This is a genomic window from Paenibacillus sp. FSL H7-0690 (assembly GCF_037980415.1).
Lineage (GTDB): Bacteria > Bacillota > Bacilli > Paenibacillales > Paenibacillaceae > Paenibacillus_AQ > Paenibacillus_AQ odorifer.
In genome coordinates this window covers 4,162,173-4,188,871 of sequence record NZ_CP150281.1, presented here as the reverse complement: position 1 = coordinate 4,188,871, position 26,699 = coordinate 4,162,173, and the positions used below count along the sequence as shown (strand labels likewise).

The 26,699-nt window shown below is 43.3% G+C and carries 24 protein-coding genes and 1 other annotated feature; of the genes, 20 read left to right on the top strand and 4 right to left on the bottom strand.

All coding sequences use genetic code 11. The features are described 5' to 3' along the window. The first annotated feature begins 122 nt into the window (after nucleotides 1-122). The 15 genes from MHI32_RS18385 (at nucleotide 123) to MHI32_RS18315 (ending at nucleotide 14,935) form a co-directional block, all read left to right on the top strand. Nucleotides 123-386, top strand: coding sequence for a DUF3243 domain-containing protein (locus tag MHI32_RS18385; protein WP_036688409.1), 264 nt, complete (start codon nucleotides 123-125; stop codon nucleotides 384-386). A gap of 177 nt (nucleotides 387-563) precedes the next feature. Continuing rightward, nucleotides 564-1,331 (top strand): DUF3388 domain-containing protein, encoded by a 768-nt coding sequence (locus tag MHI32_RS18380; RefSeq protein ID WP_036688406.1) that lies wholly within the window; start codon nucleotides 564-566, stop codon nucleotides 1,329-1,331. Nucleotides 1,332-1,424: 93 nt separating this feature from the next. Next, nucleotides 1,425-2,357, top strand: a complete 933-nt coding sequence (locus MHI32_RS18375) for a RodZ domain-containing protein (protein WP_339187533.1) — start codon at nucleotides 1,425-1,427, stop codon at nucleotides 2,355-2,357. Between the two features lie 79 nt (nucleotides 2,358-2,436). Continuing rightward, the gene (locus tag MHI32_RS18370; RefSeq protein ID WP_169744781.1) at nucleotides 2,437-2,598 is read left to right on the top strand and encodes a hypothetical protein; all 162 of its coding nucleotides are present in this window, start codon (nucleotides 2,437-2,439) and stop codon (nucleotides 2,596-2,598) included. A 210-nt stretch (nucleotides 2,599-2,808) separates the two neighbouring features. After that, nucleotides 2,809-3,300, top strand: a complete 492-nt coding sequence (locus MHI32_RS18365) for a YajQ family cyclic di-GMP-binding protein (RefSeq protein ID WP_076127877.1) — start codon at nucleotides 2,809-2,811, stop codon at nucleotides 3,298-3,300. 155 nt (nucleotides 3,301-3,455) lie between these two features. Further along, nucleotides 3,456-4,043 carry a CDP-diacylglycerol--glycerol-3-phosphate 3-phosphatidyltransferase gene (gene pgsA, locus MHI32_RS18360; RefSeq protein WP_036688397.1) on the top strand — a complete coding sequence of 196 codons (588 nt, stop codon included), beginning with the start codon at nucleotides 3,456-3,458 and terminating at the stop codon, nucleotides 4,041-4,043. A 108-nt stretch (nucleotides 4,044-4,151) separates the two neighbouring features. Continuing rightward, the gene (locus MHI32_RS18355; RefSeq protein ID WP_036688393.1) at nucleotides 4,152-5,438 is read left to right on the top strand and encodes a competence/damage-inducible protein A; all 1,287 of its coding nucleotides are present in this window, start codon (nucleotides 4,152-4,154) and stop codon (nucleotides 5,436-5,438) included. A gap of 300 nt (nucleotides 5,439-5,738) precedes the next feature. Further along, nucleotides 5,739-6,803: a recombinase RecA gene (gene recA, locus MHI32_RS18350; protein WP_076127879.1), complete on the top strand. Its 1,065-nt coding sequence runs from the start codon at nucleotides 5,739-5,741 to the stop codon at nucleotides 6,801-6,803. Nucleotides 6,804-6,913: 110 nt separating this feature from the next. Continuing rightward, on the top strand, nucleotides 6,914-7,639 hold the full coding sequence (locus MHI32_RS18345) for a RecX family transcriptional regulator (protein ID WP_076127881.1): 726 nt from the start codon (nucleotides 6,914-6,916) through the stop codon (nucleotides 7,637-7,639). A gap of 319 nt (nucleotides 7,640-7,958) precedes the next feature. Continuing rightward, complete coding sequence (gene rny / locus MHI32_RS18340) at nucleotides 7,959-9,500, top strand: ribonuclease Y (RefSeq protein ID WP_036689085.1); 1,542 nt, start codon at nucleotides 7,959-7,961, stop codon at nucleotides 9,498-9,500. Nucleotides 9,501-9,711: 211 nt separating this feature from the next. Further along, a complete protein-coding gene (locus MHI32_RS18335) occupies nucleotides 9,712-10,506 on the top strand; it encodes a TIGR00282 family metallophosphoesterase (protein ID WP_076100408.1) in 795 nt (264 codons plus the stop codon). 199 nt (nucleotides 10,507-10,705) lie between these two features. Next, nucleotides 10,706-10,966 (top strand): stage V sporulation protein S, encoded by a 261-nt coding sequence (locus MHI32_RS18330; RefSeq protein WP_019910496.1) that lies wholly within the window; start codon nucleotides 10,706-10,708, stop codon nucleotides 10,964-10,966. Nucleotides 10,967-11,087: 121 nt separating this feature from the next. After that, entirely contained in the window at nucleotides 11,088-12,053 is a 966-nt protein-coding gene (locus tag MHI32_RS18325) for a membrane dipeptidase (RefSeq protein WP_076182593.1), read from the top strand. Between the two features lie 138 nt (nucleotides 12,054-12,191). Then, on the top strand, nucleotides 12,192-12,764 hold the full coding sequence (locus tag MHI32_RS18320) for a phosphate propanoyltransferase (protein ID WP_036688383.1): 573 nt from the start codon (nucleotides 12,192-12,194) through the stop codon (nucleotides 12,762-12,764). Between the two features lie 797 nt (nucleotides 12,765-13,561). Beyond that, nucleotides 13,562-14,935, top strand: a complete 1,374-nt coding sequence (locus MHI32_RS18315; RefSeq protein ID WP_340010486.1) for a DEAD/DEAH box helicase — start codon at nucleotides 13,562-13,564, stop codon at nucleotides 14,933-14,935. Nucleotides 14,936-15,085: 150 nt separating this feature from the next. Here the strand turns inward: MHI32_RS18315 and dapA are convergent, their stop codons facing one another. Continuing rightward, complete coding sequence (gene dapA / locus MHI32_RS18310; RefSeq protein ID WP_076179900.1) at nucleotides 15,086-15,982, bottom strand: 4-hydroxy-tetrahydrodipicolinate synthase; 897 nt, start codon at nucleotides 15,980-15,982, stop codon at nucleotides 15,086-15,088. A 121-nt stretch (nucleotides 15,983-16,103) separates the two neighbouring features. On the opposite strand from dapA, the gene MHI32_RS18305 reads away from it, so the two are divergent. After that, nucleotides 16,104-16,979, top strand: a complete 876-nt coding sequence (locus MHI32_RS18305) for a LysR family transcriptional regulator (RefSeq protein WP_340010484.1) — start codon at nucleotides 16,104-16,106, stop codon at nucleotides 16,977-16,979. On the opposite strand, the gene MHI32_RS18300 is transcribed toward MHI32_RS18305, so the two are convergent. Next, a complete protein-coding gene (locus tag MHI32_RS18300; protein ID WP_076179899.1) occupies nucleotides 16,950-17,372 on the bottom strand; it encodes a VOC family protein in 423 nt (140 codons plus the stop codon). The two genes, MHI32_RS18305 and MHI32_RS18300, sit on opposite strands and share 30 nt — an antisense overlap. 280 nt (nucleotides 17,373-17,652) lie before the next feature. Between MHI32_RS18300 and htpG the strand changes: the two genes are divergently transcribed. Continuing rightward, complete coding sequence (htpG, locus tag MHI32_RS18295; protein WP_076127889.1) at nucleotides 17,653-19,533, top strand: molecular chaperone HtpG; 1,881 nt, start codon at nucleotides 17,653-17,655, stop codon at nucleotides 19,531-19,533. Nucleotides 19,534-19,594: 61 nt separating this feature from the next. On the opposite strand, the gene MHI32_RS18290 is transcribed toward htpG, so the two are convergent. Further along, nucleotides 19,595-20,059, bottom strand: coding sequence for a DUF4362 domain-containing protein (locus MHI32_RS18290; protein WP_076307733.1), 465 nt, complete (start codon nucleotides 20,057-20,059; stop codon nucleotides 19,595-19,597). A gap of 125 nt (nucleotides 20,060-20,184) precedes the next feature. Further along, nucleotides 20,185-20,446: a binding site (T-box leader), on the top strand. Between the two features lie 44 nt (nucleotides 20,447-20,490). On the opposite strand from MHI32_RS18290, the gene metG reads away from it, so the two are divergent. Next, nucleotides 20,491-22,137, top strand: coding sequence for a methionine--tRNA ligase (gene metG, locus MHI32_RS18285; protein ID WP_076179896.1), 1,647 nt, complete (start codon nucleotides 20,491-20,493; stop codon nucleotides 22,135-22,137). Between the two features lie 9 nt (nucleotides 22,138-22,146). Here metG and MHI32_RS18280 read toward each other — a convergent pair whose 3' ends face one another. After that, nucleotides 22,147-23,016: a LysR family transcriptional regulator gene (locus MHI32_RS18280; protein WP_076182582.1), complete on the bottom strand. Its 870-nt coding sequence runs from the start codon at nucleotides 23,014-23,016 to the stop codon at nucleotides 22,147-22,149. Nucleotides 23,017-23,166: 150 nt separating this feature from the next. On the opposite strand from MHI32_RS18280, the gene MHI32_RS18275 reads away from it, so the two are divergent. Together MHI32_RS18275 and MHI32_RS18270 are read left to right on the top strand one after the other, a co-directional pair. Further along, the gene (locus MHI32_RS18275) at nucleotides 23,167-24,912 is read left to right on the top strand and encodes an ABC transporter ATP-binding protein (RefSeq protein ID WP_076307760.1); all 1,746 of its coding nucleotides are present in this window, start codon (nucleotides 23,167-23,169) and stop codon (nucleotides 24,910-24,912) included. Then, nucleotides 24,909-26,648 carry an ABC transporter ATP-binding protein gene (locus tag MHI32_RS18270; RefSeq protein ID WP_076218623.1) on the top strand — a complete coding sequence of 580 codons (1,740 nt, stop codon included), beginning with the start codon at nucleotides 24,909-24,911 and terminating at the stop codon, nucleotides 26,646-26,648. Before MHI32_RS18275 ends, MHI32_RS18270 begins: the two co-directional genes overlap by 4 nt. The last annotated feature ends 51 nt before the right edge of the window (nucleotides 26,649-26,699 follow it).

Sequence of the window (26,699 nt, the reverse complement as noted above, 5' to 3'; positions counted from 1 at the left end):
AAAGCTCCAGCATAAGAATCTATCGTCTGAGACATATTATAAGTGTTGTTTTTTAATCTCTCGTAAGGCGGCTTACAGCCTGTATGCAGGTGTTTGACCGTAAACATGAAGGAGGATTTAAGATGACACAAGACGATAGCGTAATCAAAAATTTTGACACCTGGAAGAAATTCCTAGGTAAACGGGTTGTACAGGCGGAGAAACTTGGGATGAGTCAAGATACAATCTCAAAGCTGGCTTTTGAAATCGGGGAATTCCTTGATGAAAAAGTGGATCCAGCAAACACTCAAAACCGTGCGATCAAAGAGCTATGGGATGTCGGCAACGATGAAGAAAAGCAAACGATTGCTAAACTCATGGTCAAGTTGGCGAAAGACAACGCCTAAGCTTGCGGAAAAGCTCCCCCTGTGGGAGCTTTTCTGCAATTATTACAGGACTGACCTTGCCTTTCATTTTTATTTTATATATCATTAACATGACCCGTGTAAAAGACCGCTTTGCCGGGGCAGCTTTTTTTGCTGTATTGGCAAAGGGTAGGGAAAAGGAATCTATGAGGTGTACAAGTGGAATATAAACAGTGGTATATGGAATACAAGATTCACAAGAACAGACCCGGTCTGCTTGGTGATATCGCTTCAATGTTAGGGATGCTGGAAGTTAACATTCTGACGATTAATGGAGTTGAAGGAAAAACTCGCGGAATGTTGCTGGAGACCAATGATGATGAGAAAATTATGCTGATGGGCGAAATGCTCAAAAAAGTTGATAATATTACAGTTTCAGCTCTGCGGTCTCCAAGGCTCGTGGACAAGCTGGCTGTGCGCCATGGGCGATATATTGAACGGGATTCAGATGATCGGAAGACGTTTCGTTTCACCCGCGATGAGCTAGGTCTATTGGTTGATTTTCTCGGTGAGCTGTTTAAAAAAGATGGGAATCAGGTTATAGGACTTCGTGGTATGCCCCGTGTAGGAAAGACGGAATCCATTATAGCTGGCAGTGTCTGTGCTATGAAACGCTGGACATTTGTCTCCTCCACATTATTGCGGCAGACGGTGCGCAGTCAATTGGCTGAAGATGAGATGAACCCACATAATGTATTTATAATTGATGGTATAGTTAGTACGATCCGCTCTAATGAGAAACATTATAATTTATTGCAAAATGTTATGAGCATGCCAAGCACAAAGGTTATTGAGCATCCAGATATTTTCGTACGCGAATCTGAGTATAGTTATGATGACTTTGATATTATTATTGAGCTGCGGAATAATCCAACGGAAGAAATCTTGTACGAGTCATTTACGACGAGCTACAGTGATGATTTATAGAACACAAACGATGAAGAATACACTTCCGAGCATGTTTTTTTATAAAGCTGGTTAAGGAAGTTTACATTCATAGAACTTACAGGAGGTGATGGTATGTCGGAACTGGGCCGGCAATTGAAAGAGGCACGTCTGCAAAAAGGGATGAGTCTTGACGATGTCCAGGAAGTAACAAAAATTCGCAAAAAGTATTTGGAAGCCATCGAGTCTGGAGACTACAAGGTGCTTCCAGGAAGTTTTTATGTGAGGGCGTTTATCAAAACGTATGCAGAAGCAGTAGGCATGAGTCCTGACGAACTGCTCGAGGAGCATGGGAACGTACCTGCACCACCCGCAGACACGACCATGGAGACGGTGATTCAAAAGCGCAGCCGTAGACCCGAAACCGAACGGAATGCAAAATGGCTGCCAACGGTGCTGATGTGGACATTCCCTATATTGATTATTGTAGTGATTTACATTTATGCTTCTAGTTTAAACAAAGCAGACCCTGATCAAGTTGATCAAACAAATATCACCAATAATGTGCAGGATCCTAATACAGCACAAACATCTCCACCCGCATCAGGAGGCGGTGTAGTAGCGCCTACTTCCTCGGCAGGTGCAGAAGCAACTACTGAGCCAACTACGGAGCCTACGCCAACACCGACACCAACGCCGTCTCCTCAATCTATCACGGTTACACCAGATGGGAAGTCAGGCAAAACAACGAAATTTAAGGTTACAGCTCCTGCCGGAAGCGAAGTTAAGGTTGAGATTGTTGCATCCGGAGTAAGCTGGCTTGAAGTTTACAAAGGCGAGAACTCTAAAGGTGAAAAACTCTCCTTCGGAAATACAGCAGCAGGAGAAACTATGAACTTCGTTCTGGGCAGTGAAGGCATGTATATTAAGTCTGGGTATTCCCCAGCAACTGAGATTACCGTAAATGGTCAAGTAATCACGGATGAGAAGACGTCCTCACGTCTCCTGCTTAATCTTGACGACGGTTCTGGAAGTGAAGGTACCCAAAGTGAAGGGACAGGCGAATAACAAATAGGATGTATAGACTTTGGCTTTAGGGAGAACATAAGAATGTTTTCAGTTTTAGCCAAAGTGAGGTGTACATCTTATGACAGTTAGCTGGATTGTAGCTGGCCTTGGGGTTGTTGTCAGTCTCATCGGATACTATTTGACACCAGGTGCTTGGGGATACGGAATTCTCGGATTCGGTATTGCACATATTGTGCTAGGAATTCTGGATATGTTTCGTAATCCGGTCCGAAGCAGATAGAAGCTGTAGAAATGAACGTCTCCAACGGCGTACTTCCGGTGGAGACGTGTTTCTACCCTTTGAACCAAACTCACTCGAAGGAAAAGCTCCACTTAGTGGGGCTGTTTTCTATGTCGGGTGAGCTACATAATGATTTATCCAAAATTAGACTTAATAGTACCATTCTCTTATAATAGTAGCAGACTAATTGTATAAAGGACGTGGAGTTTAATGAGTTCAGAATGTTCATTTGATATTGTATCCAAAATGGATATGCAGGAGTTAACGAATGCTATTCACCAAACAGAGAAAGAGATCGACAACCGCTTTGATTTTAAGAACAGCAAAAGCAGTCTGAAGCTGGAGAAAGACGCACTTATAATCGCCTCTGAAGACGAATATAAGCTCAACGCTGTTATTGATATTTTACAATCAAAGATGGTGAAAAGAGGCATTACCCTAAAAAATCTGGATTTCGGTAAAGTAGAACCGGCCTCCCTGGGATCTGTACGTCAACGTTTAGGGCTTAAGCAAGGCATTGATCAGGAGAATGCGAAAAAGATTAATATTCTGATCCGTGATTCAAAATTAAAGGTGAAGAGCCAGATCCAAGGGGATCAAATTCGTGTGACCGGTAAGAGCCGCGACGATTTGCAGCAGATTATTCAGATCTTGCGTAAAGCTGATTTGCCGCTGGATCTACAATTCATGAACATGAAATAGAATTTTGTGCCCCGCAGTGCTTATTAGCACTAACAACGCGGGGTGCTTTCTGTTTTTTTGACACCTATTTATTGCTATAATATACTTGCTTAAGTAGAAATGGATTAGCCTGATTTAGGCAATTTGTATGAACGATTTAGGGGAGGAAAACTTCAGTGAATTTGCCCAACCGCATCACGCTAGCTCGTATTTGCCTGATCCCGATTATGATGTTTTTTTTACTGGTGGATTTCAGTTTTTATCCAGAACCGATACATTGGGGCTCGTTTCAGCTATCTGTTAATCATTTGGTAGCAGCTGTAATCTTTTTGCTTGCGGCCAGCACGGATGGAATAGACGGCTACATTGCTAGGAAATATAATATGGTCACCAATCTCGGTAAACTCCTTGATCCACTTGCGGACAAACTGCTGGTATCTGCAGTTCTGATTTCACTTGTGGAGCTGGGCAGATGCGATTCATGGATTGCTATTGTAATCATCAGTCGTGAGTTTGCAGTCACCGGACTTCGCCAGATTGCATTGCTAGAGGGAAAAGTGGTTGCCGCCAGCAAATGGGGCAAGATAAAGACGGTTGTACAAATTGTTGCGATCTCACTGCTGTTGTTGAATAATTTCCCATTTCAATTTGTCAGTATTCCTGTAGACGATATTGCTATTTGGGCCGCAGCGCTGATCACTATTTATTCTGGAATTGATTATTTTGTGAAGAATAAGGATCTGCTACAGCTGCATAATGCGTAAGCATGTAAGCTGGATATACAAGGAAAGGTAATAGGTGAAGCACCTATTACCTTTTTTGAAATCCAAAAGCAGTGTACCTACATTATAACGAGGAGGCGAAAGCCAGGTATGAAAGCGGAGATTATTGCAGTAGGGACAGAGCTTTTGCTCGGTCAAATCGTGAATAGTAATGCCCAGTTTTTGTCTATCGAGCTAGCTGCCATCGGGATCGATGTATACTTTCAAACCGTTGTCGGTGATAACAGCAGCCGCCTACAGCAAGCCATCGAGATCGCTCAGAGTCGGGCTGACGTTATTATCTTTACGGGCGGAATTGGCCCCACTGAGGATGATCTGACTAAAGACGCACTGGCTGCATCGCTAGGTAGAACGCTCCATATTGATCGTTTGGCGATGGATCATGTACAACGTTTCTTTGATGATCGTAAGATCGTTATGACCGAAAATAACCGCAAACAGGCACTTATAATTGAAGGAACTACACCGTTGCCGAATGAAATCGGTCTTGCGGTTGGGATTGCTTTTGAGCATGAGAAGAAATATTATATTGTGCTTCCAGGTCCACCTCGTGAGATGAAACCGATGTTCGTTGATAAAGCAGTACCGTGGCTACAGCAGCACGCCTTGACGAACGAAACACCGCTTTATTCAAAAATGCTCAAATTTGCCGGCATCGGAGAATCACTGCTGGAGGACAAGCTCATCGAACTGATTCGCAGTCAGACTGATCCAACGATTGCTCCGTATGCCAAAGAGGGAGAGGTAACTGTTCGTATTTCGACAAAGGCCCCTTCTGAGCATGAAGCTACAAAAAAGCTGGAGATACTGGAACAACAAATCAAGGAGATTTTGCCGGAACATTTGTATGCGAACATTGATGTGCCGCTGGAGCAATTGATTGTGGATTGGATGGCGGATGCCGGCCTGACCTTAAGTGCGGCAGAGAGCTGCACCGGAGGTTTGCTGATGGAGAGCATAACAAATATTCCAGGCAGTGCATCGATGTTTGCCGGCGGAATCGTCTGCTATTCGAATGACCTAAAGAAAAAGCTACTGAATGTGCCAAGTGCTTATTTGGAGGGACCCAATGCTCCTGGAGCCGTAAGTCGAGAAGTTGCCGAGGTGTTGGCTGACCAAGTGAGAATGATTGCAGACAGCGATTTCGGCTTATCTGTTACGGGTGTGGCTGGACCGGGTTATTCTGAGCGCAAGCCTGTTGGACTTGTATTTATCGGCTTGGCTGAACGGGGACGTAAGACAGAGGTCTATGAGCTTAATCTTAAAGGTACACGGGAAAATATCCGGTTGCGTACTGTAAAGGCTCTGCTGTATCGTCTGTGGCGGAGACTTGAGGAACGCAAGGTGGAGACACCTCTTGAGGGTTCAGACTTGTAATGGGAGATTAGCCCAGTTATAATAAACACATACGGAAGAACCGTGGCACTGAGATTTCTTTGCTGCGGTTTTTTGTATATTTGCAGAGATTTTGATCACGATGACTACTCATGATCATAAGTCGTTGATGTCCGGTGAAGTGGGGAATTTAATTAACTTCTATCTCCGGAGGGAGGCTTACAATAAAAGGGATAAATAACGCCCAAGACAAAAAAAACGAATGTATGTTCGAAAAAAAGCTTGGCAAGACCTTAAAAACACGTTATTATATTACTATAAACAGTGAAGGAAGTGGTCTGATTGTCAGATCGTCGTGCAGCGCTTGATATGGCGCTTCGTCAAATAGAAAAACAATTTGGTAAAGGTTCGGTAATGAAACTGGGAGAATCCACGCATATGCAAGTGGAAGTTGTACCTAGCGGATCTTTGGCACTTGATATTGCGTTAGGTATAGGCGGACTTCCAAAGGGACGTATTATTGAAGTATATGGACCGGAATCTTCAGGTAAAACAACAGTTGCTCTTCATGCTATTGCAGAAGTGCAAAGACAAGGCGGACAAGCTGCATTTATCGATGCCGAGCATGCGCTTGATCCGAAATATGCACGTAACTTGGGCGTAAATATCGATGAGTTGCTGCTTTCTCAGCCAGACACGGGTGAACAAGCGCTGGAAATCGCCGAAGCACTCGTTCGTAGTGGAGCCGTTGATATTATTGTCGTTGACTCCGTTGCTGCTTTGGTACCTAAGGCTGAAATTGAAGGCGATATGGGTGATTCCCACGTCGGATTGCAGGCTCGCTTGATGTCTCAAGCACTTCGTAAGCTTTCTGGTGCCATTAGCAAATCCAATACGATCGCTATCTTTATCAACCAGCTTCGTGAGAAGATCGGTGTTATGTTCGGTAACCCTGAGACAACTCCGGGTGGTCGTGCATTGAAATTCTACTCTTCTGTACGTTTAGATGTACGTCGCGTAGAGAGCATCAAGATGGGGAACGATGTGGTTGGTAACCGTACTAAGATCAAGATTGTGAAGAATAAAGTAGCCCCTCCTTTTAAACAGGCTGATGTTGATATTATGTACGGTGAAGGGATTTCCAAAGAGGGAAGTCTTGTAGATATCGGTACTGAAATGGATATCGTGAATAAGAGTGGTGCATGGTATTCCTACGAAGGCGAGCGTCTCGGTCAAGGCCGTGAGAATGCTAAACAGTTTTTGAAGGAACATCAGGATATTGCCCTTATTATTGAGAATAAGATCCGTGAAGCAAGTAATTTATCCACTATTGTTGCTGCGCCGAAGAATGAAGATATTATTGCAGAGCAAGAAGAAGAAGAGAAATTGCTTCTCGAAATCGAATAGTATATTAAGCAATAGGACGCCCTGTGATTGATTGTTGCAGGGTGTCTTTTCTTAACAAGTAACGAAAGTAAGACGATAACCGATCTATTGCTACGAGGTGACAAACAACTATGGTAATACAACTGGATTTTGAAGCAGAAGAACAAGATGAGCAGGTGTTATCTGATTTTCCTGAAGGAGAACTCTTAGAGATCACTAAAGTAGAACGTCAAAAGAAATCTGACCACCGTTATATCATACATTTCGGAGCATATAACATGACTGTGCACGAGGACGTCATGATTAAATATCGAATGATTACTGGTAATTCTTTTATGAAGGCTGATTTGGTGGAAATTGTTGTAGCTGATGAGCGTCAACGAGCTTATGTAGAAGGCCTCCGTTATCTAGAACGTAAACCACGCACCGCTATGGAAATGACTCGCCGTTTACGCCAGAAGGAAATAGGAGAGACTATTATTGCGGAAGTGGTGCAGCGGCTGCAGGAGGAAAGACTTCTTGATGACCCTTTATATGCTAAGCAATGGGCAGAGCAACGAATAGCGAACCAGCGGAAAGGGAAGATGTGGATTCGACAAGAGCTACGTGAGAAAGGGATAGACAAAACCCTTATATCGGAAGCTTTGGAGAATATTACTCCTGAACAAGAGCTGGAGAGTGCACTCGAAACTGGGCGCAAGAAATGGAATCTCATCCGTGGAGAAGCTTCAGATAAGCGAAGAAAGACTGGAGCCTTCCTTATGCGCCGTGGATTTTCGGGCGATATGGTTCGCCAAGTGATCAATACTTTACTTGCGGAAGACAATTATGAAGGTGAAGATGAGGAGTTTTACTAGAATCACTGATTCTCTTGACATTAATGCGTATATCGACTCTCTTGACAATGTCTTTTTATAAATAATAAAATATAACATGAATCGGCATAAAATTAGAATCCTTTTTCCTTCCCAAAAAGGAGACTGTTTTAAACGGTTCACGTACAACTCATATGAAATGTAATCGCCGGATAAGGCGGGCAGTGTGCATGTGCAGCATGTGCAGTATGGCAATCGGTTGTTTACCGGTTTTTTGTATGGTGATGAACGGATAGTTAAACAACTGCACAATTCCCAGGGATATACCTTGGAGAGGAACCAACGAGGAGGTGAACAGATGCTGGAATCATGGATCTGGGTCATTATCGTTCTCGTTGTAGCTGCAATATTCTTTGGGTTCGGTTATTTTATTCGTAAATCCCTTGCAGAAGCTAAAATCCAAAGCGCAGAAAGAGAAGCCGTTGTCATCGTTGAGAATGCGAAGAAGGACGCTGAGGCGCTGAAGAAAGAAACAGTATTGGAAGCTAAGGACGAAGTCCATAGAATCCGTACTGAAGCTGAGAAAGAAACTCGTGAACGTCGGAATGAAATCCAACGGCAAGAGAGACGTTTGCTGCAAAAGGAAGAATCTCTGGATAAAAAAATGGAATCGCTTGAAAGAAAAGAAGAACAAGTAGCTAACAAAGAGAAACGAATTGATGAAACCCAACAGCAAATTGATGTTATTTACAAAAACCAAGTCACTGAATTGGAACGTATCTCCAATTTAAGCATCGAAGATGCAAGAAGTATCATTCTTAGCAATGTTGAGCAAGAAGTTCGCCATGAAACGGCACAAATGATCAAAGAAATTGAACAGCAGGCGAAAGAAGAAGCGGATAAGAAATCCCGTGAAATCATCACACTCGCTATCCAACGCTGTGCAGCTGATCACGTAGCGGAAACAACGGTTTCAGTTGTTACGTTGCCGAATGAAGAGATGAAAGGTCGGATTATCGGTCGTGAAGGCCGTAATATTCGTGCTTTGGAAACTCTTACAGGTATCGACCTCATTATTGATGATACGCCGGAAGCAGTTATTTTGTCAGGATTTGATCCAATCCGCCGTGAAGTGGCCCGTACGGCACTTGAGAAATTGGTGGCTGATGGACGTATTCACCCCGCTCGTATTGAAGAGATGGTGGAGAAATCCCGCAAAGAAGTGGACGAACGGATTCGGGAATATGGTGAACAAGCTACTTTCGAAGTGGGCGTTCACGGTTTGCATCCAGATTTGATCAAGATTCTGGGGCGTCTGAAATTCCGTACAAGCTATGGTCAAAATGTATTGAAGCACTCCATGGAGGTTGCTTATTTAACAGGACTGATGGCCGGTGAGCTTGGGGAAGACATCGTGCTTGCAAAACGTGCAGGATTACTCCATGATATCGGCAAAGCGCTGGATCATGAAGTGGAAGGTTCGCATGTTGAGATCGGCGTTGAACTAGCGAAGAAATATAAAGAACATCCGGTTGTTATCAACAGTATCGCATCTCATCATGGAGACTGCGAAGCTACCTCGGTTATTGCTATGTTGGTTGGTGCCGCTGACGCATTGTCGGCTGCTAGACCTGGTGCTCGCCGTGAAACACTGGAAACGTATATTAAACGTCTAGAGAAACTGGAAGAAATCTCAGAGTCATTCGAAGGCGTTGAGAAATCATTTGCTATTCAAGCGGGCCGTGAGGTGCGCGTGATGGTACAGCCAGAGAAGATTGACGATGCAGAGGCATTCCGTCTTGCTCGCGATATTACGAAGATGATTGAAAGTGAACTGGATTATCCAGGACATATCAAGGTTACCGTTATTCGTGAGACACGGGCTGTCGAATACGCTAAATAGGCAATAAGTAGATAACATACGCTTCGGAAATAACGATATTTATGATCGTTTCCTGGTATATGTTTCTGCTAGGAATATAAGGTTAAAGGATAAGATATAACTTATACTTTCTTATATTTGATGAAAATTGGCCCCTAAGCGGGGCCTTTTTTCTTTTAAATATGAAGACTTTTCCGCTAGATGCAGAGGTTAAGATTAGGAGGAGAGAAACATTAAAGTACTATTCATTGGAGATATCGTAGGTAGTGTAGGCAGGAAGGCACTTCGGGAGATGTTGCCCTCATTAAAAAGCAAATATCAACCACATATAATCATAGTTAACGGTGAAAATTCTGCTGCCGGTAGAGGTATTACTAAAGCGATCGCAAATGAATTTTTTAACTGGGGCGTTCACGGAATCACCATGGGTAATCACACATGGGACAACAAGGACATCTTCGAGTTTATCGACGATGAGGCCCGGATTATCCGTCCTGCTAATTTTCCTCCAGGAACACCGGGAAGAGGATATACAGTTGTTAAAGGTAACGGCAAAGAGCTAGCTATAGTTAACCTGCAAGGTCGTACATTTTTGCCTGCGATTGATTGTCCTTTCCGTGTGGGTGAAGAAATTGTGGAAGAGCTACGTAGAGATCATAAATGCATTCTCGTTGATTTCCATGCAGAGGTTACCTCTGAGAAAATCGCCATGGGCTATTTCATGGATGGTCGCGCATCAATTGTAGTAGGGACCCATACTCACGTTCAGACGAATGATGATGTGATTTTGCCGGGTGGAACGGCTTACTTGACCGATGCGGGCATGGTTGGTTCAAGCGAAGGGATTCTGGGTATGGAAAGAGATGCAGTACTTTATAAGTTCACTACACAGCTTCCAGCACGATTTGTTGTTGATGAAGGCAAATGGCAGCTTCACGGTTTATTTGCAGAGTTAGATGAGAATACTGGCGCGGCTACCCGTCTGGAGAAAATACGGCTACGTGAAGATGAATGGGTAATGAGCTAGTAGTAGGATAAGATAAGTGATTTTCCGGGTAATTTCGCCGAATAAGGGTAAAGTGTGATATTTATTATATCGAAAAAGAGTATCTATTGTACCATTTTCTCCAGAGTAGTCCGCAAAAAGAAGGAATTATTTCTTCTCTCGCGAATAACATCTAAAGTAGTGGAAGAACACCATTATTTTCCCAGGGGAGGTACTTACTATGGATGTATTAAAAGTATCAGCTAAATCCAATCCAAATTCCGTCGCCGGCGCTTTAGCAGGTGTTCTTCGTGAACGTGGATCGGCCGAATTACAAGCTATTGGAGCTGGAGCACTGAATCAAGCAGTCAAAGCAGTTGCCATTGCCCGGGGATTTGTTGCACCAAGCGGAGTAGATTTGATCTGCATTCCGGCATTTACAGACATTGTGATTGATGGAGAGGATCGAACCGCGATTAAATTGATTGTAGAACCCAGATAATAGAAGCATAGAACGGATGAACCTGTTTACTTATGTAAACAGGTTTTTTGCTTTTCGTATATAGTCTGGCGTTTTTAAGCATAGAATCTGGAATAGGGCTGCATGAAAGCGAGGGCTTGGGATGAGAACCGATAAGCTACAGGTTGCGGATTTTCATTGTGATGTGCTGAGTAAAATGCAAGCATCACCAGATATGGATTTTAAGAATGATCCTCGGCTGGATGTTACCGGAGAGCGGCTGGTAGCGGGCGGTGTGGAATTGCAGATTTTTGCAATATACCTTTCGGCAAGTAGAGGAAGACCTAGCTTTGAGAATGTTTTAGGACAAATTGATTTGTTCCGGCAAAAAATAATAGGCGCAGAGAGCCTTCAGTGGCTGCGTTGGAAGGAGGAGGTAGGAAAACGAACAGCTGGAGCATCCCCATGGGGAATGCTCTCTCTGGAGGGTGTAGACGGTCTAGAAGGGAACTTGTTTTATGCACAGCTCTGCTTTGAGCTTGGCGTGCGGTTTTTGGGAATCACTTGGAATTATGCCAATTGGGCAGCGGACGGTGTTCTGGAGCAGCGCAACGGCGGATTTACGGAAAAAGGGCGAATGCTGATCGAATGGTGCAACGACAGTGGAATGCTGCTTGATGTGTCGCATTTGTCTCAGGCAGGTTTTTGGGAGCTAGCCGACTTAAGCACACGTCCGTTTATAGCTTCCCATTCGAACGCCGCAGCAATCTGTGGGCATGTTAGAAATTTAAATGATGAACAGATTAAAGCTTTGATTGCAATGGACGGAAGAATGGGCCTGACCTTTTATCCGTGGTTTGTATGTGATGATGGAAAAGCTCGTATGGATGATTTATTAAAGCATATTGATCATGTATGTAGTCTAGGTGGCGAGAAACATATGATGTTTGGTTCGGATTTTGACGGTATTGACACTTGGGTAGAGAACATGGAGCATCCGGGAAAATACCCTGAGCTCGCGGAGCACCTGCTTCGTTACTATCCAGAAGCTTCCGTAAAAGGTTGGTTATATGAGAATGCGGTCTCCTACCTGCGCACAAACTTACCTTCTCAGGTGTCTAAATCATGACAATCCTGCTCTAAAAGTATGAATTGTCGAAAAAAAGGCCCTCGTTATGATGTGGGGCTTTTTATTTTTGGTTAAGAAGATGTATAATGGTTAATGGCTTGTACAGATACTAGAGAAAATACAAGGAGTGACTTTACTATGAGTAAGACTGTACCCGTAGGTGTGTCGGCTAGACATATTCACCTTACGCAAGAGCATGTGGAGGCTTTGTTTGGCCCAGGATATCAACTAACGGAGTTCAAACCCCTCTCTCAACCAGGACAGTTTGCAGCAAATGAGCAAGTAGCAGTTATCGGCAGCAAAGGTAAATTTGACAAAGTAAGAATTTTGGGACCTGCTCGTCCGGCTTCCCAATTAGAAATTTCCCGTACTGACTCCTTCGCACTTGGCGTGAAAGCTCCAGTTCGCGAATCTGGAAATATTGATGGAACACCTGGCATTACGCTTAAAGGACCTGCTGGCGAAGTAGAATTGGAACAAGGCGTTATCATCGCCGCTCGTCACATTCATTTCCATACTTCTGAAGCTGAAGCTTGGGGCATTGCTGATAAGCAATTGCTTAAAGTTCGCCTCGGAGGCGACCGTGGTCTCGTATTGGAGAACGTAATTGCACGCGTATCAGACAGCTTTAAACTGGATATGCATATTGACACTGACGAAGCTAACGCTGCAGGTGCCAACAACGGCGATACTGCTGAAATCGTAGAATAGTCATCATAGTTATAGCAAAGATAAGAAGCGGGGGAGAAATCCTCCGCTTTTTTTGCGTGTCTGATCTGCGTGCTGTAAGGATTGTGTGTCTGATCTGCGTGCTGTAAGGATTGTGTGTCTGATCGGCGTGCTGTAAGGATTGTGTGGCTGATCTGCATGCTGTAAAGATTGTGTGTCTGATCTGTGTGCTGTAAGGATTGCGTGTCTGATCTGTGTGCTCTAAGGTTTGCGTGTCTGATCTGCGTGCTGTAAGGATTGCGTGGTTTACCCGACGGCTTGTACTTATCGGACTGTATTGCAGCTATTTCAGCATTTTAATCTATTTTGCCAAGGTTTAGGACTGCATAGCTCTTATTGCCTTATATTTGTACTGAATTGGGCTTCGAAGGTGTGAATAACTGCATCTGAGTCCGATAGCATTTCCAAAATCCACGAATTTTCAAAATAAGGGCGTCTGAGTCCGATGGTTCAGCAGGTTCAGCAGGTTCAGCAGTCTCAACAGGCTCAACAGGATCAACAGGCTCAACAGGATCAACAGGATCAACAGGCTCAACAGGATCAACAGGATCTTCAAAAGATACGCCGCAGGATAAATTGAGGAGGAGTATTTTACGGTTAGTAAAAAAATTTCTGTAAGAGTAGAACGGATGGTATCCTGAAATGGATTATTAATGAAAATTGGTGTGATGATAAAGAAAATCTATTATTATGTAACTTATTGTGTTATGATTATGGTTTATGACGTGACAAAAGGATTTATTGTTAAGAATATATGTATTAGAAATTAAGGAGACCCAATGACATTTAATGAACTGAATATTGTGCCTGCAATTTTGAAGGCTTTAAGCAAAGAAAACTATACATCACCTACACCAATACAGGAGCAGTCGATTCCAGCTGTATTAGCGGGTAGAGATTTACTTGGATGCGCGCAAACGGGAACAGGAAAAACAGCAGCATTTTCCGTGCCTATTATTCAATTGCTAAGCGAACAATCGAGCCCTAACAAATCCAATAATGTGCGACGCATTCGCTCGTTGATTTTAACACCGACAAGAGAACTAGCGATTCAAATTGCTGATAACATAAAAGCGTATAGCCAATATACAGATATCCGCTCTGCTGCCATTGTTGGCGGTGTGTCACAGAAAGTGCAAGAGCGCGCACTGAATCAAGGTGCCGATATTCTTATTGCTACCCCTGGTAGACTTATCGACCTGATCAATCAGAAACGTGTAGATCTGCAATATGTACAAATTTTAGTTCTGGATGAAGCTGACCGGATGCTGGATATGGGCTTTATTCATGATGTGAAACGAATCATCGCCAAAATGCCTACGAAGAAGCAGACTCTGTTTTTCTCGGCAACGATGCCAACTGAGATTTCTAAATTGATCAAAACATTGCTTGTGAATCCAGTGAAGGTAGAAATCACACCCGTGTCATCTACTGCGGATAGAATCAATCAATCGATCTATTTATTAGAGAACGGAAATAAGCAAAACCAATTGAACCTGCTGTTACAGGATAAATCCATCGTCTCAGCTTTGGTGTTTACTCGTACCAAACGTGGTGCAGACCGTGTTACCCGCGATCTGGCTAAAGTGAACATTGCTGCTCAAGCCATACACGGCAATAAATCTCAAAATGATCGCCAGAACGCCTTGCGGAATTTTAAAAGCGGTGCGACTCGTGTTCTCGTAGCTACGGATATAGCTGCCCGGGGAATTGATATTGATGAGCTGTCTCACGTAATCAACTTCAACTTACCGAACATTCCGGAAACCTATGTGCACCGGATCGGTCGTACAGGCAGAGCGGGATTGAGCGGAACGGCAATTTCTTTTTGCGAAGCTGAAGAGCTTCCTTTCCTTAAAGATATTGAAAAATTGATTGGAAAATCGATTCCGGAAGTTAAGGACCATCCTTATCCGATGTCTCGTAAAACGCAAATGAAGACAGATCGTTCGGCGAAACCGTCAGGTTCGAAAGCAGCAGCTTCGAGACCATCGTCTTCCAGACCGTCGAATTCCAAACCAGCAACTGCTAAACCTGCGGCAACAAAACCAGCGGCATCTAAACCAGCTAAAGCAAAACCTAAGTCTAACCCTCCATTGAAGCCAAAGTCCGAGTGGTTCACAAAAGGAAGACAAAAAACGAGCAGCAGATAAGTTAGTTTGAATGCGTATCGTTTCTATAGTAAAAATAAAAAAACCGTCAGAGTAAATCTGATGGTTTTTTATGTTTTATGTCCTGATAATTTACAACAAAAAACAGCCGCTAAACAGTTCCTCACTGTACAACGGCTGTTGTTATTTCATTTATGCGGTTGCTTCAATTGTATTGTCCTGAACATAGGGGCTCAGTTCTTGCTGAAGTCCTGCGCTGATGGAAGTCATAGGGAGGCGAAGCGTATCCGAGGACAGTAGGCCGTTTTGGCTAAGCATCCATTTAATTGGAGCGGGATTCGATTCCTTGAACAATAGGCGGATGATCGGCAGTAGTTGTTCAAAGCTTTCTTTAGCAAAGTCCACTTGACCAGATGTAAAGGCTTCAAAGATACGAAGGCATTCTGCCGGGAAAACGTTGGCAGTAGCAAGCATACCCCCAGCTGCTCCGCAGCTAAGCATTTCATAAAAGAGGGAATCATCGCCGCCAAGCACAGGTTTAGCACCTGTACGGACTAATTCTGTAACCATTTTTGTACTGCCTGAGCAGTCTTTTAAACCGACAACATTATTCATTTCTAGGATGGTACGTGCAGTATCTACCGTCATGGCCGTACCTGTACGACTTGGAATATCATAAGCCATGATTGGTATGCCTACTTCTGCTGCTTTGCGGAAATGGGCAATGATACCCTCTTGTGAGGGACGACTATAATAAGGTACGACTACTAGTGCACAATCAGCACCAAGGTTTGCAGCAATTTCCGTGCGTGCAACCGTAGAGGCTGTATCATTGGTACCTGTACCAACTACTAAGGGGATTGATGTGGATTGTAGAAGCTCACGGGAAGTGTTTACTAGAAGCTGCATTTCATTTACGGTTACAGTGGGCGATTCTCCGGTGGTTCCATTAACGACCAGACCTTGTATGCTGTTGTTAATAATGTTCTTTACATAACGCTGATACGAATCCAAATCAACTTCACCAGCAGCATTGAACGGGGTGACCACGGGGACATAAACTCCATAAATCTGTTGTTCTGTAAGCATAAATTATCGGCCTCCAAAATATTTTAATTCCTCTACATACACTTTACCATGGAAAGTAGCATCGTCGTTAGCTATAATAAATGATATGGATCATCAAAAATATTGATGTTAGGGTGAGGTAATGGATTTAACCTATTTACGAACCTTCCGCGAGGTGGCTAAACGTCAGAGCTTTACGCGAGCTGCTGAAGAATTGGGATATGCACAATCAAGTGTGACGATGCAGATACAGAAGATAGAGAAGGAATATGGAGTACCTTTAATAGAGAGGCATGGCCGTCAGCTGCGGCTTACCCCGCCAGGAGAAGAGTTATTGAAGCTGTTCGTGGAGATTTTGGATTTGTATGATCGTTCAAAAGAAACCATCGCCCAGCAAATCGGAGGAACGATAACTATTGGGACGATAGATTCTTTAGCGGCCTTTTATTTACCTCCTTACCTGCAGCAGCTAAGGACTAAATTTCCGAAGCTGGATATTCATCTGCAAACGATGCAGGAAGCTAATCTTCTTGCCAAAATAAAAGATGGCGAAGTAGATCTAGGCTTAATGTTGGATCGCACCACTGCGGATTCCATCCTTGAGCGTACGATCGTCAGAGATGAGCCGCTTGTTTTGATAGCTCCCATTCATCATCCGCTTGCCCAGATGGATACGGTAACCCTACAGGATCTGAATAACTGTGAGCTAATAGTCTCGGAAGAAAGCTGTATTTACCGGAGTTTGTTCGAGAATTTGTTAAAAGAGCACGGGATCATATTCCGCATAGGTTTTGAGCTTTCGAATCTGGAGGCCATTAAACGTTGTGTAATGAATGGTCTTGGAATTGCTTTGTTACCCAAAATCGTGGCAGAGGAAGAAATTGAACGGGGAAGCTTGGCTGAGCTGTCCTTTGTTCATCCCGAAATTCATTTTGATCTGCAGCTTCTCATGCACCCTAAGAAGTGGAAATCACAACCACTGCAATTTTTAATCCAAATGCTGTTTGCAAATCATTAGTTTATTCCCATCAGGGTCTTTTACTACAAACCATTTTTGATCTTGAATTTCGGTTACTATATTTACACCGAGCTCCTTTATATAGTTGAAAGAGGCTTGCAGATCATCGGTTATAAGCATAAGAGCAGGTGTTGTAATTGGAGGAGCCCCTTCAGGCTCTAAACCTCCCCACATGGGCATGGTGTCCAGAATGATCCCAGTGCTTCCTTGCATAGTTAACGGACATAAATGACCGTTTATAATCGAATGATCTGCTTCTTGGAGTCCTAGGACTTGGCAATACCAGTTACGGGCTTTTTCAATATCGTGTACGGGGATAAATACACTGCCAATCAAATTCTTAATGGGACTTGTTGCTGAAGAATTTACAATGGACTGTGCTTGTTCATGCATTTGAATCCCTCCAGAGAAGATGCTAGACCTTTATTTGTAATTTATGTATCTAATCTATTTAAAACATAGAATCATCCTATGTGCAAGTTGAATGTTATTTATCGATCAAATCCTAAATTTGTATGCAAAATACAGCTTTATTTAATGAAAGTCGCTGTAAATATTGACATTGAAAATGAGTTTATGTTATATAAAAAGAAGAATTAGCACTCATCTAAGAAGAGTGCTAATCACGATGTGCTGGATAAGAAGGTTATTTTGAAAGGAGATTTATTTATTCATGGCCAAAAAAGAGTTTAAAGCCGAATCGAAAAGATTGCTGGAAATGATGATTAACTCCATTTATACACAACGGGAAATATTCCTGCGTGAGCTGATTTCCAATGCAAGTGATGCGATTGATAAGATCTATTACAAAGCATTAGCTGATGAAGGCCTGGTCTTCAATAAAGAGGATTATTATATTAAAGTGACCGCCGATAAGGCGAACAGAACCTTGACGATTTCCGATACAGGTATCGGGATGACACAAGAGGAGCTGGAGAATAACTTAGGTACAATCGCGAAGAGTGGATCTCTTGCTTTTAAGAAAGAGAACGAAGCTAAAGATGGCCACAACATCATCGGGCAGTTCGGGGTGGGCTTCTATGCTGCGTTTATGGTGGCTGATGACGTTATAGTGATCAGTAAGGCATTAGGCAGTGACGAGGCCTTTAAATGGGAGTCTAAGGGCGCTGACGGCTATACCATCGAGACTGTCGAGAAGGATTCTGTCGGCACTGATGTGATTTTGAAGATTAAAGAGAATACGGAAGAAGATCAATATGATGAATATCTGGAAGAGTACCGCCTGAAATCCATCATTAAAAAATACTCCGACTTCATCCGTTTCCCAATTAAAATGGACGTGAAGGAGCAAAAGCCAAAAGAAGGCACGGAGAACGAGTTCGAAGAAGTTATTCAAGAACAAACCGTAAACAGCATGGTGCCTATCTGGCGCAAGAACAAAAGCGAGCTGACTACAGAAGACTATGATAACTTCTATGCAGAGAAACGTTACGGCTTCGATAAGCCGCTTAAACATATTCATATCAGTGCTGATGGTGCTGTAGTGTACAATGCAATCCTGTTCATTCCAGAAAATACGCCGTTTGACTATTACACAAAGGAATATGAAAAAGGTCTTGAGCTCTATTCCAACGGTGTGCTGATCATGAACAAATGTGCGGATCTGCTGCCTGATTACTTCAGCTTTGTAAAAGGTATGGTGGACTCAGAGGATCTTTCCTTGAACATTTCCAGAGAGATGCTCCAGCATGACCGTCAGCTGACTCTGATCGCTAAGAACATTAAGAATAAAGTGAAAAGCCAACTGCAAAGCCTGCTGAAGGATGAAAGAGAGAAATATGAGCAGTTCTATAATGCTTTTGGCAGACAGCTTAAGTTTGGTGTCTATAACGATTATGGGATGCACAAAGACACCCTTCAAGATTTGTTGATGTTCTACTCCTCTAAGGAGAAGAAGCTGGTTACGCTGGACGAATACGTCTCAAGAATGCCAGAAGATCAGAAATATATCTACTATGCTTCCGGAGAGTCGATCGACAGAATCGAGAAGCTCCCGCAAACCGAGCTTGTATCGGATAAAGGGTATGAAATTCTCTACTTCACTGATGATATTGATGAATTTGCGATCAAGATGATTCAGTCTTATAAGGAAAAAGAATTTAAATCCGTATCCAGCGGAGATCTGGGGATCGAAGCCGACGAAGCGGACAAGCCAACGGAAGCGGAAGAGAACGAAAACAAGGAGCTTTTTGAAGCGATGAAGGACATCCTGTCCGGCAAAGTGAAAAATGTCAAAGCTTCCAAACGTTTAAAGACTCATCCGGTATGTCTCTCTGCTGAAGGTGAACTGACAATCGAGATGGAAAAAATCCTGAAATCGATGCCGAATGGCCAAGAGGTGCAAGCGGATAAGGTACTCGAAATCAACATCCATCACGAAGTGTTCCAGTCCTTGAAGGCGGCAGCAGAGAACGACAAAGAAAAGCTCGGTTTATACACGAACCTGCTGTACAACCAAGCCCTGTTGATCGAAGGTCTACAGGTTAGTGATCCTGTTCAATTCACCAATGATATTTGCAAAATCATGAAATAATATGAAGTACAGAGACCATCCAATTGTATTATGATTGGGTGGTCTTTTTTATTTCAGTATTTCATTTTGTTGTGCGAAAAAGGTAGTAATCAATTTCAGAGTCATTATTTGTGCAACCGCTGATCGAATAGATAATTTCACCTTGTGTGCTTTTTTTACTCGTCACTTCGGAGCAGGTATCGGTTCTGACTCCTGTGTTGCTTCCACCGAATGCATCATTAGAAGTATCATAGCTGTAATTAATCACGTTACCGTCAAATTTTAAATCCTTAAATATGGGATCGCCTTCATCTGTGTAACTTGTAACGCGTATATTGTCTGCTTTTTTGCTGGAGAGATTAGTTATAAATTTCTCGAATTTATCTAGGTTGTACACTTTTTCAAAAGAAACAATATCCCCTCTACTGATGGCTTCTTTGGAAGTATAGGGTTCACTTTTGGGAACAGAATTAACTTTAAGATCGGAACAACCCCATACTCCTGCTAGTAAAAGAACAGAGAGTGTAAGCAAATTTACTTTTTTCACTGAGGGACCTCCTTGTAACGTATTTATATAAAAGACGGAGATTAACTGGAAAAGTTACAGTGAGCTTGATGTTTCACATTGACAATAAACAACAAATTGAGTATTATTTTCTCTAACTTGAATATGTAAAAGCAAAGAAGAGAAAGAGTACCACGGCAATTCTTTCAACAGAGAGCTCCGGTCGCTGAAAAGGAGTAAAGAAAACCCTTGGGAATATGGTCTCAGAGCTGCGCATCGAAACCTTATGGGTTGTAGGCTGCGCCGGAACCTGCATCCGTTACAGTGCTAGGGTATAAACGTTAATTAACGTCGTACCTGAAGAGGTAAATGTCATGAGGCATTTATAAAATTAGGTGGTAACACGTGAGTAGAACTCTCGTCCTTTGTGGATGGGAGTTTTTTTGTTGTCTAAAAAAAGGAGGAGAAGGTTAATGAGTAATGTGTTTATAGGTGGCGCTTGGCCGTATGCGAATGGATCTTTACATCTGGGGAGATTATCAAGTGTGTTGCCTGGGGATGTGCTGGCACGATATTTTCGCTCCAAAGGGGATAACGTATTATATGTATCAGGCAGTGATTGCCATGGCACACCCGTAGCAGTTCAGGCTGCGAATGAAGGGATTACGCCGGGAGCTTTTGCAAGCAGATATCATGAAGAGTTTCTGAAGTGTTTTGAACAGCTGGGATTTAGTTATGATCTATATACTCGAACGGATCAACAGCAGCATCATAAGGTTGTGCAAGCGTTGTTTACAAAGCTGCTAGAGAATGGTCATTTATATAAAAAAACCATTGCGCAATGTTACTGCGAGGTGGATCAGCGCTTTTTGCCAGACAGATATGTGGAAGGGACTTGTCCGGTATGTGGTGAGCGGGCGCGAGGGGATCAATGTGATTATTGTTCTACGATTCTAGATCCTGCCGATTTGTTAGACAGAGTCTGCAAATTATGTGGGAATACACCAACAGAAAGGCCGACAGAACATTATTATCTTAGCTTATCTAATTTTCAGTCTGAATTAACGGAATATGTAGAGGAAGCACAATTTTGGAGAGAAAACGCTATAAAACTGACCAAACGTTATTTACAAGAAGAGCTGCAGGACCGCGCGGTAACAAGAGACTTGTCTTGGGGTGTAGATGTTCCTGTGGCTGGATTTGAAGATAAAAAAATTTATGTTTGGATTGAGGCGGTAAGTGGTTATTTATCAGCCAGTAAGCAGTGGGCTGCACAGTCCGGAGGAAGCTGGGAGGATTTTTGGTTAGAGGAAAAAGGGGCGATTACCGCTTATTATGTGCATGGTAAAGACAATATTCCTTTTCACACTTTAATATGGCCGGCTGTGTTATTAGGAGCAGGAGGTCTGCATTTACCGGACAGGATTATATCTAGCGAATATTTAACCCTTGAAGGGCAGAAATTCTCCACTAGCCGAAATTGGGCGGTCTGGGTACCTGATATTTTAGAGCGGTATCAGCCAGATTCTATTCGTTATTTCTTAATTGCCAATGGACCTGAGAAGCGGGACACGGATTTTTCCTGGAGAGAGTTTATTTATAGCCATAATGGAGAGCTGCTTGGAGCATTTGGTAACTTAGTGAACCGTTCATTGGCTTTTGTAGAAAAGTTTTATGAAGGGAAAGTGCCAAATGGGCAATTAGATAAGGGGTGGAAAGACAATATCGACCTCTTGTATCTGGAATCAGGACGACTTATTGAGGCTGGGAATCTAAAAGATGCGCTGGAGTTTATTTTTTCTTATGTGCGCAAGGCAAACCAGTATTTCGATCTGCAAAAACCATGGATACAGATAAAAGAGGATCAGGTTACTTGTGATTCTGCAATATACACATGTGTGCAGATTATTGCGAACTTAGCGAATTTGTTGCATCCGTTTCTACCGTTCTCTTGTGACAAGATCAGGGGGTTCCTGTCGTTAGAACTACCGAATTGGCAGCCTTGCTTGGTGCCCCCTTACCAACAGGTTACTGATTTACAATTATTGTTTGAACGAATTGATATTAGCCGTATTAAAGAAGAAGAGGATAGGCTAGATCAACAGCAAGTGAATAAATAGAGCTGGTATTTATCCATTCCTAAAGCTTTCAATAAACTTGGAAGCCAATGATGATAAGTATTTATCCTTAATCCAGACGGCGGCGACCCGTGTGCGTAGTGATTCACTACTGATTTCTTTATAGATCAAATTACGGTTACTCGTTAATTCGAAAGCGGATTTGGGGATGATTCCAATGCCAAGACCAGCGTTTGCCCAGAGCAGTGTTGTTCTAGCATCATCATTCATACAGAAAATCAGCGGATCAAAGCCGTTCTCAAGACATGTTTCCCGGATAAGCTGCTCAAAACGGCGGTAGATAATAAGCGGCTTATCCTTTAACTCACCGATCTCAATAAAGTTTTCATCCGTTTTCCAGTCATACTCAGGTGTCATTACGGCAATCATAGGTTCAGCTTGTGTGTAAAGACATTCTAAATTTGTACCATTAAAGGGTGTCCTAACAATCCCGACTTCGACAATACCTTTATTCAGGAGGTCAATGATTCTAAAGGTATTTCCTTCATGAATCTCAAACTTCACACCTCTATACGTTTTGTGAAACTCACATAGCCGATCTTGAAGCAACGTAGCTCCAGAGGAAGAAACAGTACCAATGGCTAGGGTTCCTTTTAAACCTTTGACAAAATCAGTGAGCTCACGGGCAGTGGAATCTGCCAGCTCCAGGATTTGTTGGGCACGGTCCCGCAATATGGCTCCAGCTTCAGTGAGCTGCACGCTGCGTGGACCTCGTTCCACTAGCTTTACACCGAGTTCTTCCTCTAGGAGCTTTAGCTGCTGGCTCAGCGGAGGCTGGGCCATTTGCAGTTTTTTGGCTGCAGATGTAATCTGCCCTTCCTCAGCTATCGCCATAAAATATTTAAGTTGTCTAATATCCATATAAAAATCCTCCGAACTTTAGATATGCTAATCGTATGGGAGCGATACGAATCCAATATTATTAATATGTGAGTAGATATGCCATAATCATAACTGTTCTTATACATATTTCAAGTGGTTAAATACTTCTTATGTTGGGTGTGGATGAATTTGTTCAAAATTGCAGTATATTTAAAGCCGTACAAAAAAGAAGCGATCATTGGACCGATCTTCAAACTGATGGAAGCGATTCTGGAGCTGATTTTGCCTACCATTGTCGCATTGATCATCAACAACGGGGTTGGTAATCATGACAGCGCCTATGTTTACCGCATGGGTGGCCTAATGGTGCTGATGTCACTGCTTGGCTTCGGCTGCTCCATGGTATGCCAATACTATGCAGCCCGGGCTTCACAGGGATTCGGTACGACACTACGCAATAAGATGTTTAGACATATCACATCTTTGTCGTATGCTGAGCTGGATACCTTAGGTACGCCTACACTGATTAATCGGATTACCAATGATGTAAACCAGCTGCAAATTGCTGTGGCTATGCTAATTCGTCTAGTTATTCGTGCGCCGTTTATCTGCATCGGAGCTATCCTAATGTCCATGATTTTGGATTTTAGATTATCGCTGATTCTAATAGCGGCAACACCGGTTTTTGGCATTATTTTATATTTTATTATCACCCGCAGTGCTCCTTTGTACCGAAAATACCAGCAGAAGCTGGATGCCCTTGCGCTCGTACTGAGTGAGAATTTGTCGGGGATTCGAGTAATTCGTGCTTTTGCCAAAAGACGTACAGAAAAAGAACGTTTTGATGCTTCGTCCGATGATTTGACTACTACAGCGATCCGGGTTTCGCGGATATCTGCTTTGCTTGGACCGATGACTACACTTGTAGTAAATGCGGCAATCATTGCTATTTTGTGGGTAGGCGGAATTCATATCGATGGGGGCCGATTGTCTCAAGGGGAGATCATTGCCTTCATCAATTACATCACTCAAATCTTGCTGGCGCTGATAGTGGTCTCCAACTTGGTTATTATTTTTACAAAAGCCTCATCCTCAGCTAATCGTGTAAATGAAGTGCTGGGTGTTAAGGTCTCCGTGTCTGAGGAAGGAAATGCAGTGATTGCTGCCCCTGCCCCTGCTGCCCCTGCTGCCCCTGCTATACAATTCGATCACGTATCCTTTGGGTATAATACGACAGGTGAATCGGCATTAGAGGATATATCTCTAGTAATTAATCGCGGAGAGACCGTGGGCCTGATTGGCAGTACGGGTTCAGGTAAGTCTACTTTTGTGAATTTGATCCCTCGTTTTTATGATGCGGTTCAAGGTGAAGTGAAAGTGGATGGTGTGAATGTCCGAGATTATAAGCTGCATCAGCTTCGTGAGAAGATCGGGATTGTACCGCAGAAAGCTGTGCTGTTTACAGGAACGATCGCTGAGAATATACGTTGGGGCAAGGAAGATGCAACTGAGGAAGAAATCATGCAGGCAGCCTCTATTGCTCAAGCGGAGGAGTTTATACGTAAATTACCCGAAGGGTTGAATACGCAAGTATCTCGTGGGGGATTAAATTTATCCGGTGGACAAAAGCAGCGCTTAACCATAGCTCGTGCAGTAGTAGGAAAGCCATCGATTCTTATTTTGGATGACTCCTCCAGTGCGCTGGATTTCTCCACAGATGCGGCACTTCGAAAGGCTCTCAAAGAGAGCAGCCAGGAAATGACCGTACTCCTTGTCTCGCAGAGGGTAAGCACTGTAAGACAAGCGGATAAAATAATGGTATTTGAGGAAGGGCGGATCGCCGGTGTCGGAACCCATGAGGAACTGATGCGTGGTTGTGAGGAGTATAAAGAAATCTGCCTGTCCCAGCTATCAAGTGAGGAGTCGGGCCAATGAACAAAAACAACATTTGGAAAAGACTAATTGTATACACAGGGCATTATAAAAAAATAGCTATAGGTGCAGTAATCTGCGCAATACTCAGTGTGATTGCCAGTCTAATTGGCCCGCTGCTCATCGGCAGCGCCATCGATTTTATGATCGGGCCGGGAGAGGTTGATTTTGACGCCGTACTTAGACTGCTTTTGATTCTGGCAGGGGTGTATATTGTCGGCAGCTTTTTCGGATGGCTTCTTACCTACCTGACTAATCGAATTGCCTACCGGACTGTATATGACTTACGGCGGGAGCTTTTTGATAAATTAAATGTTTTGCCGCTAAAATTTCATGATAACCACCCGCAAGGGGACAGCATCAGCCGGTTTGTTAATGACATGGATGCGGTCTCTGATGGACTGCTGCAAGGCTTCTCAACACTGCTCACGGGGATCATCACTATCGTGGGGGCAATTGTACTTATGTTGTACATTAGTCCTTTAATGACCCTAGTTGTTCTTCTGTCAGCACCCGTTACATTTTTTGTGGCAAGATTCATTACGATGCGCTCCCAGAAGATGTTTAAGGAGCAGGCTAAAATTCTGGGCGGTCTCAACGGATACGTGGAGGAAATGATTGGCGGACAAAAAGTGGTCACTGCTTATCATTATGAAGACCGTGCACTGACCCAGTTTGAAGAACGAAACGAGACTTTGTACCAGACTGGTGTGAAATCACAATTTTACGGTTCCTTGTCCAATCCGACAACCCGGTTAGTAAATAATATTACCTTCTCTGTTATCGCGATGATCGGTAGTGTTATGGTGATTCGCGGGCTTGTGACGGTAGGGGATTTGTCCAGCTTTTTGATCTTCTCTAACTTGTTCGCTAAGCCGTTTAATGAAATTACAGGTGTGATTACGCAGCTTCAATCGGCAACGGCATCAGCGCAGCGGATCTTCGCCATTCTAGACCTCTCGCCTGAACCAGCGGATGCAACAGACGCCAAAATTATGAATACAAGCCAAGGGACGATTACCTTTGAAAAAGTATCCTTTGCTTATAATCCTGAACGTCCTCTGATTAATGATTTCAGTCTGGAAGTGAAACCAGGTACCCGGGTTGCAATTGTAGGGCAGACGGGAGCGGGGAAGACCACACTGGTTAATCTGCTTATGCGTTTTTATGATGTGGATAAGGGTTCCATCAAGATTGACGGTGTGGATATCAAGACGATTACCCGTGACAGTCTGCGGCGTAATTTCGGGATGGTGTTGCAGGACACCTGGCTTTTTGGCGGCACAATTAGAGAAAACATTGCCTACGGCAAACCTGAGGCTACCGAAGAAGAGGTCATCGCTGCTGCTAAGGCTGCAAATGCTCATAGCTTCATTAAACGCCTGCCTGAGGGATATGATACAAAGATCAGTGGCTCAGGAGATAATTTGTCGCAAGGACAAAAGCAACTGCTTACCATAGCACGAGTGATGCTCGTAGATCCGCCTATGCTCATTTTGGATGAAGCAACCAGCAGTATTGATACGCTGACTGAGGTACGGATTCAGAAGGCTTTTCTAAAAATGATCGCAGGTCGGACCAGCTTTGTAATTGCTCACCGTTTGTCAACGATTCGAGAATCGGATCTCATTCTTTTCATGAAGGACGGAGACATTGTCGAAAGTGGCACGCATGACCAACTCCTAGCCAGCGGTGGATATTACGCCAGATTATATAACAGTCAGTTCGCATCAGCGTAGACTTTACATTTAGAAAAAGAGCATTCAATCCTAATTTGGGGGTGAATGCTT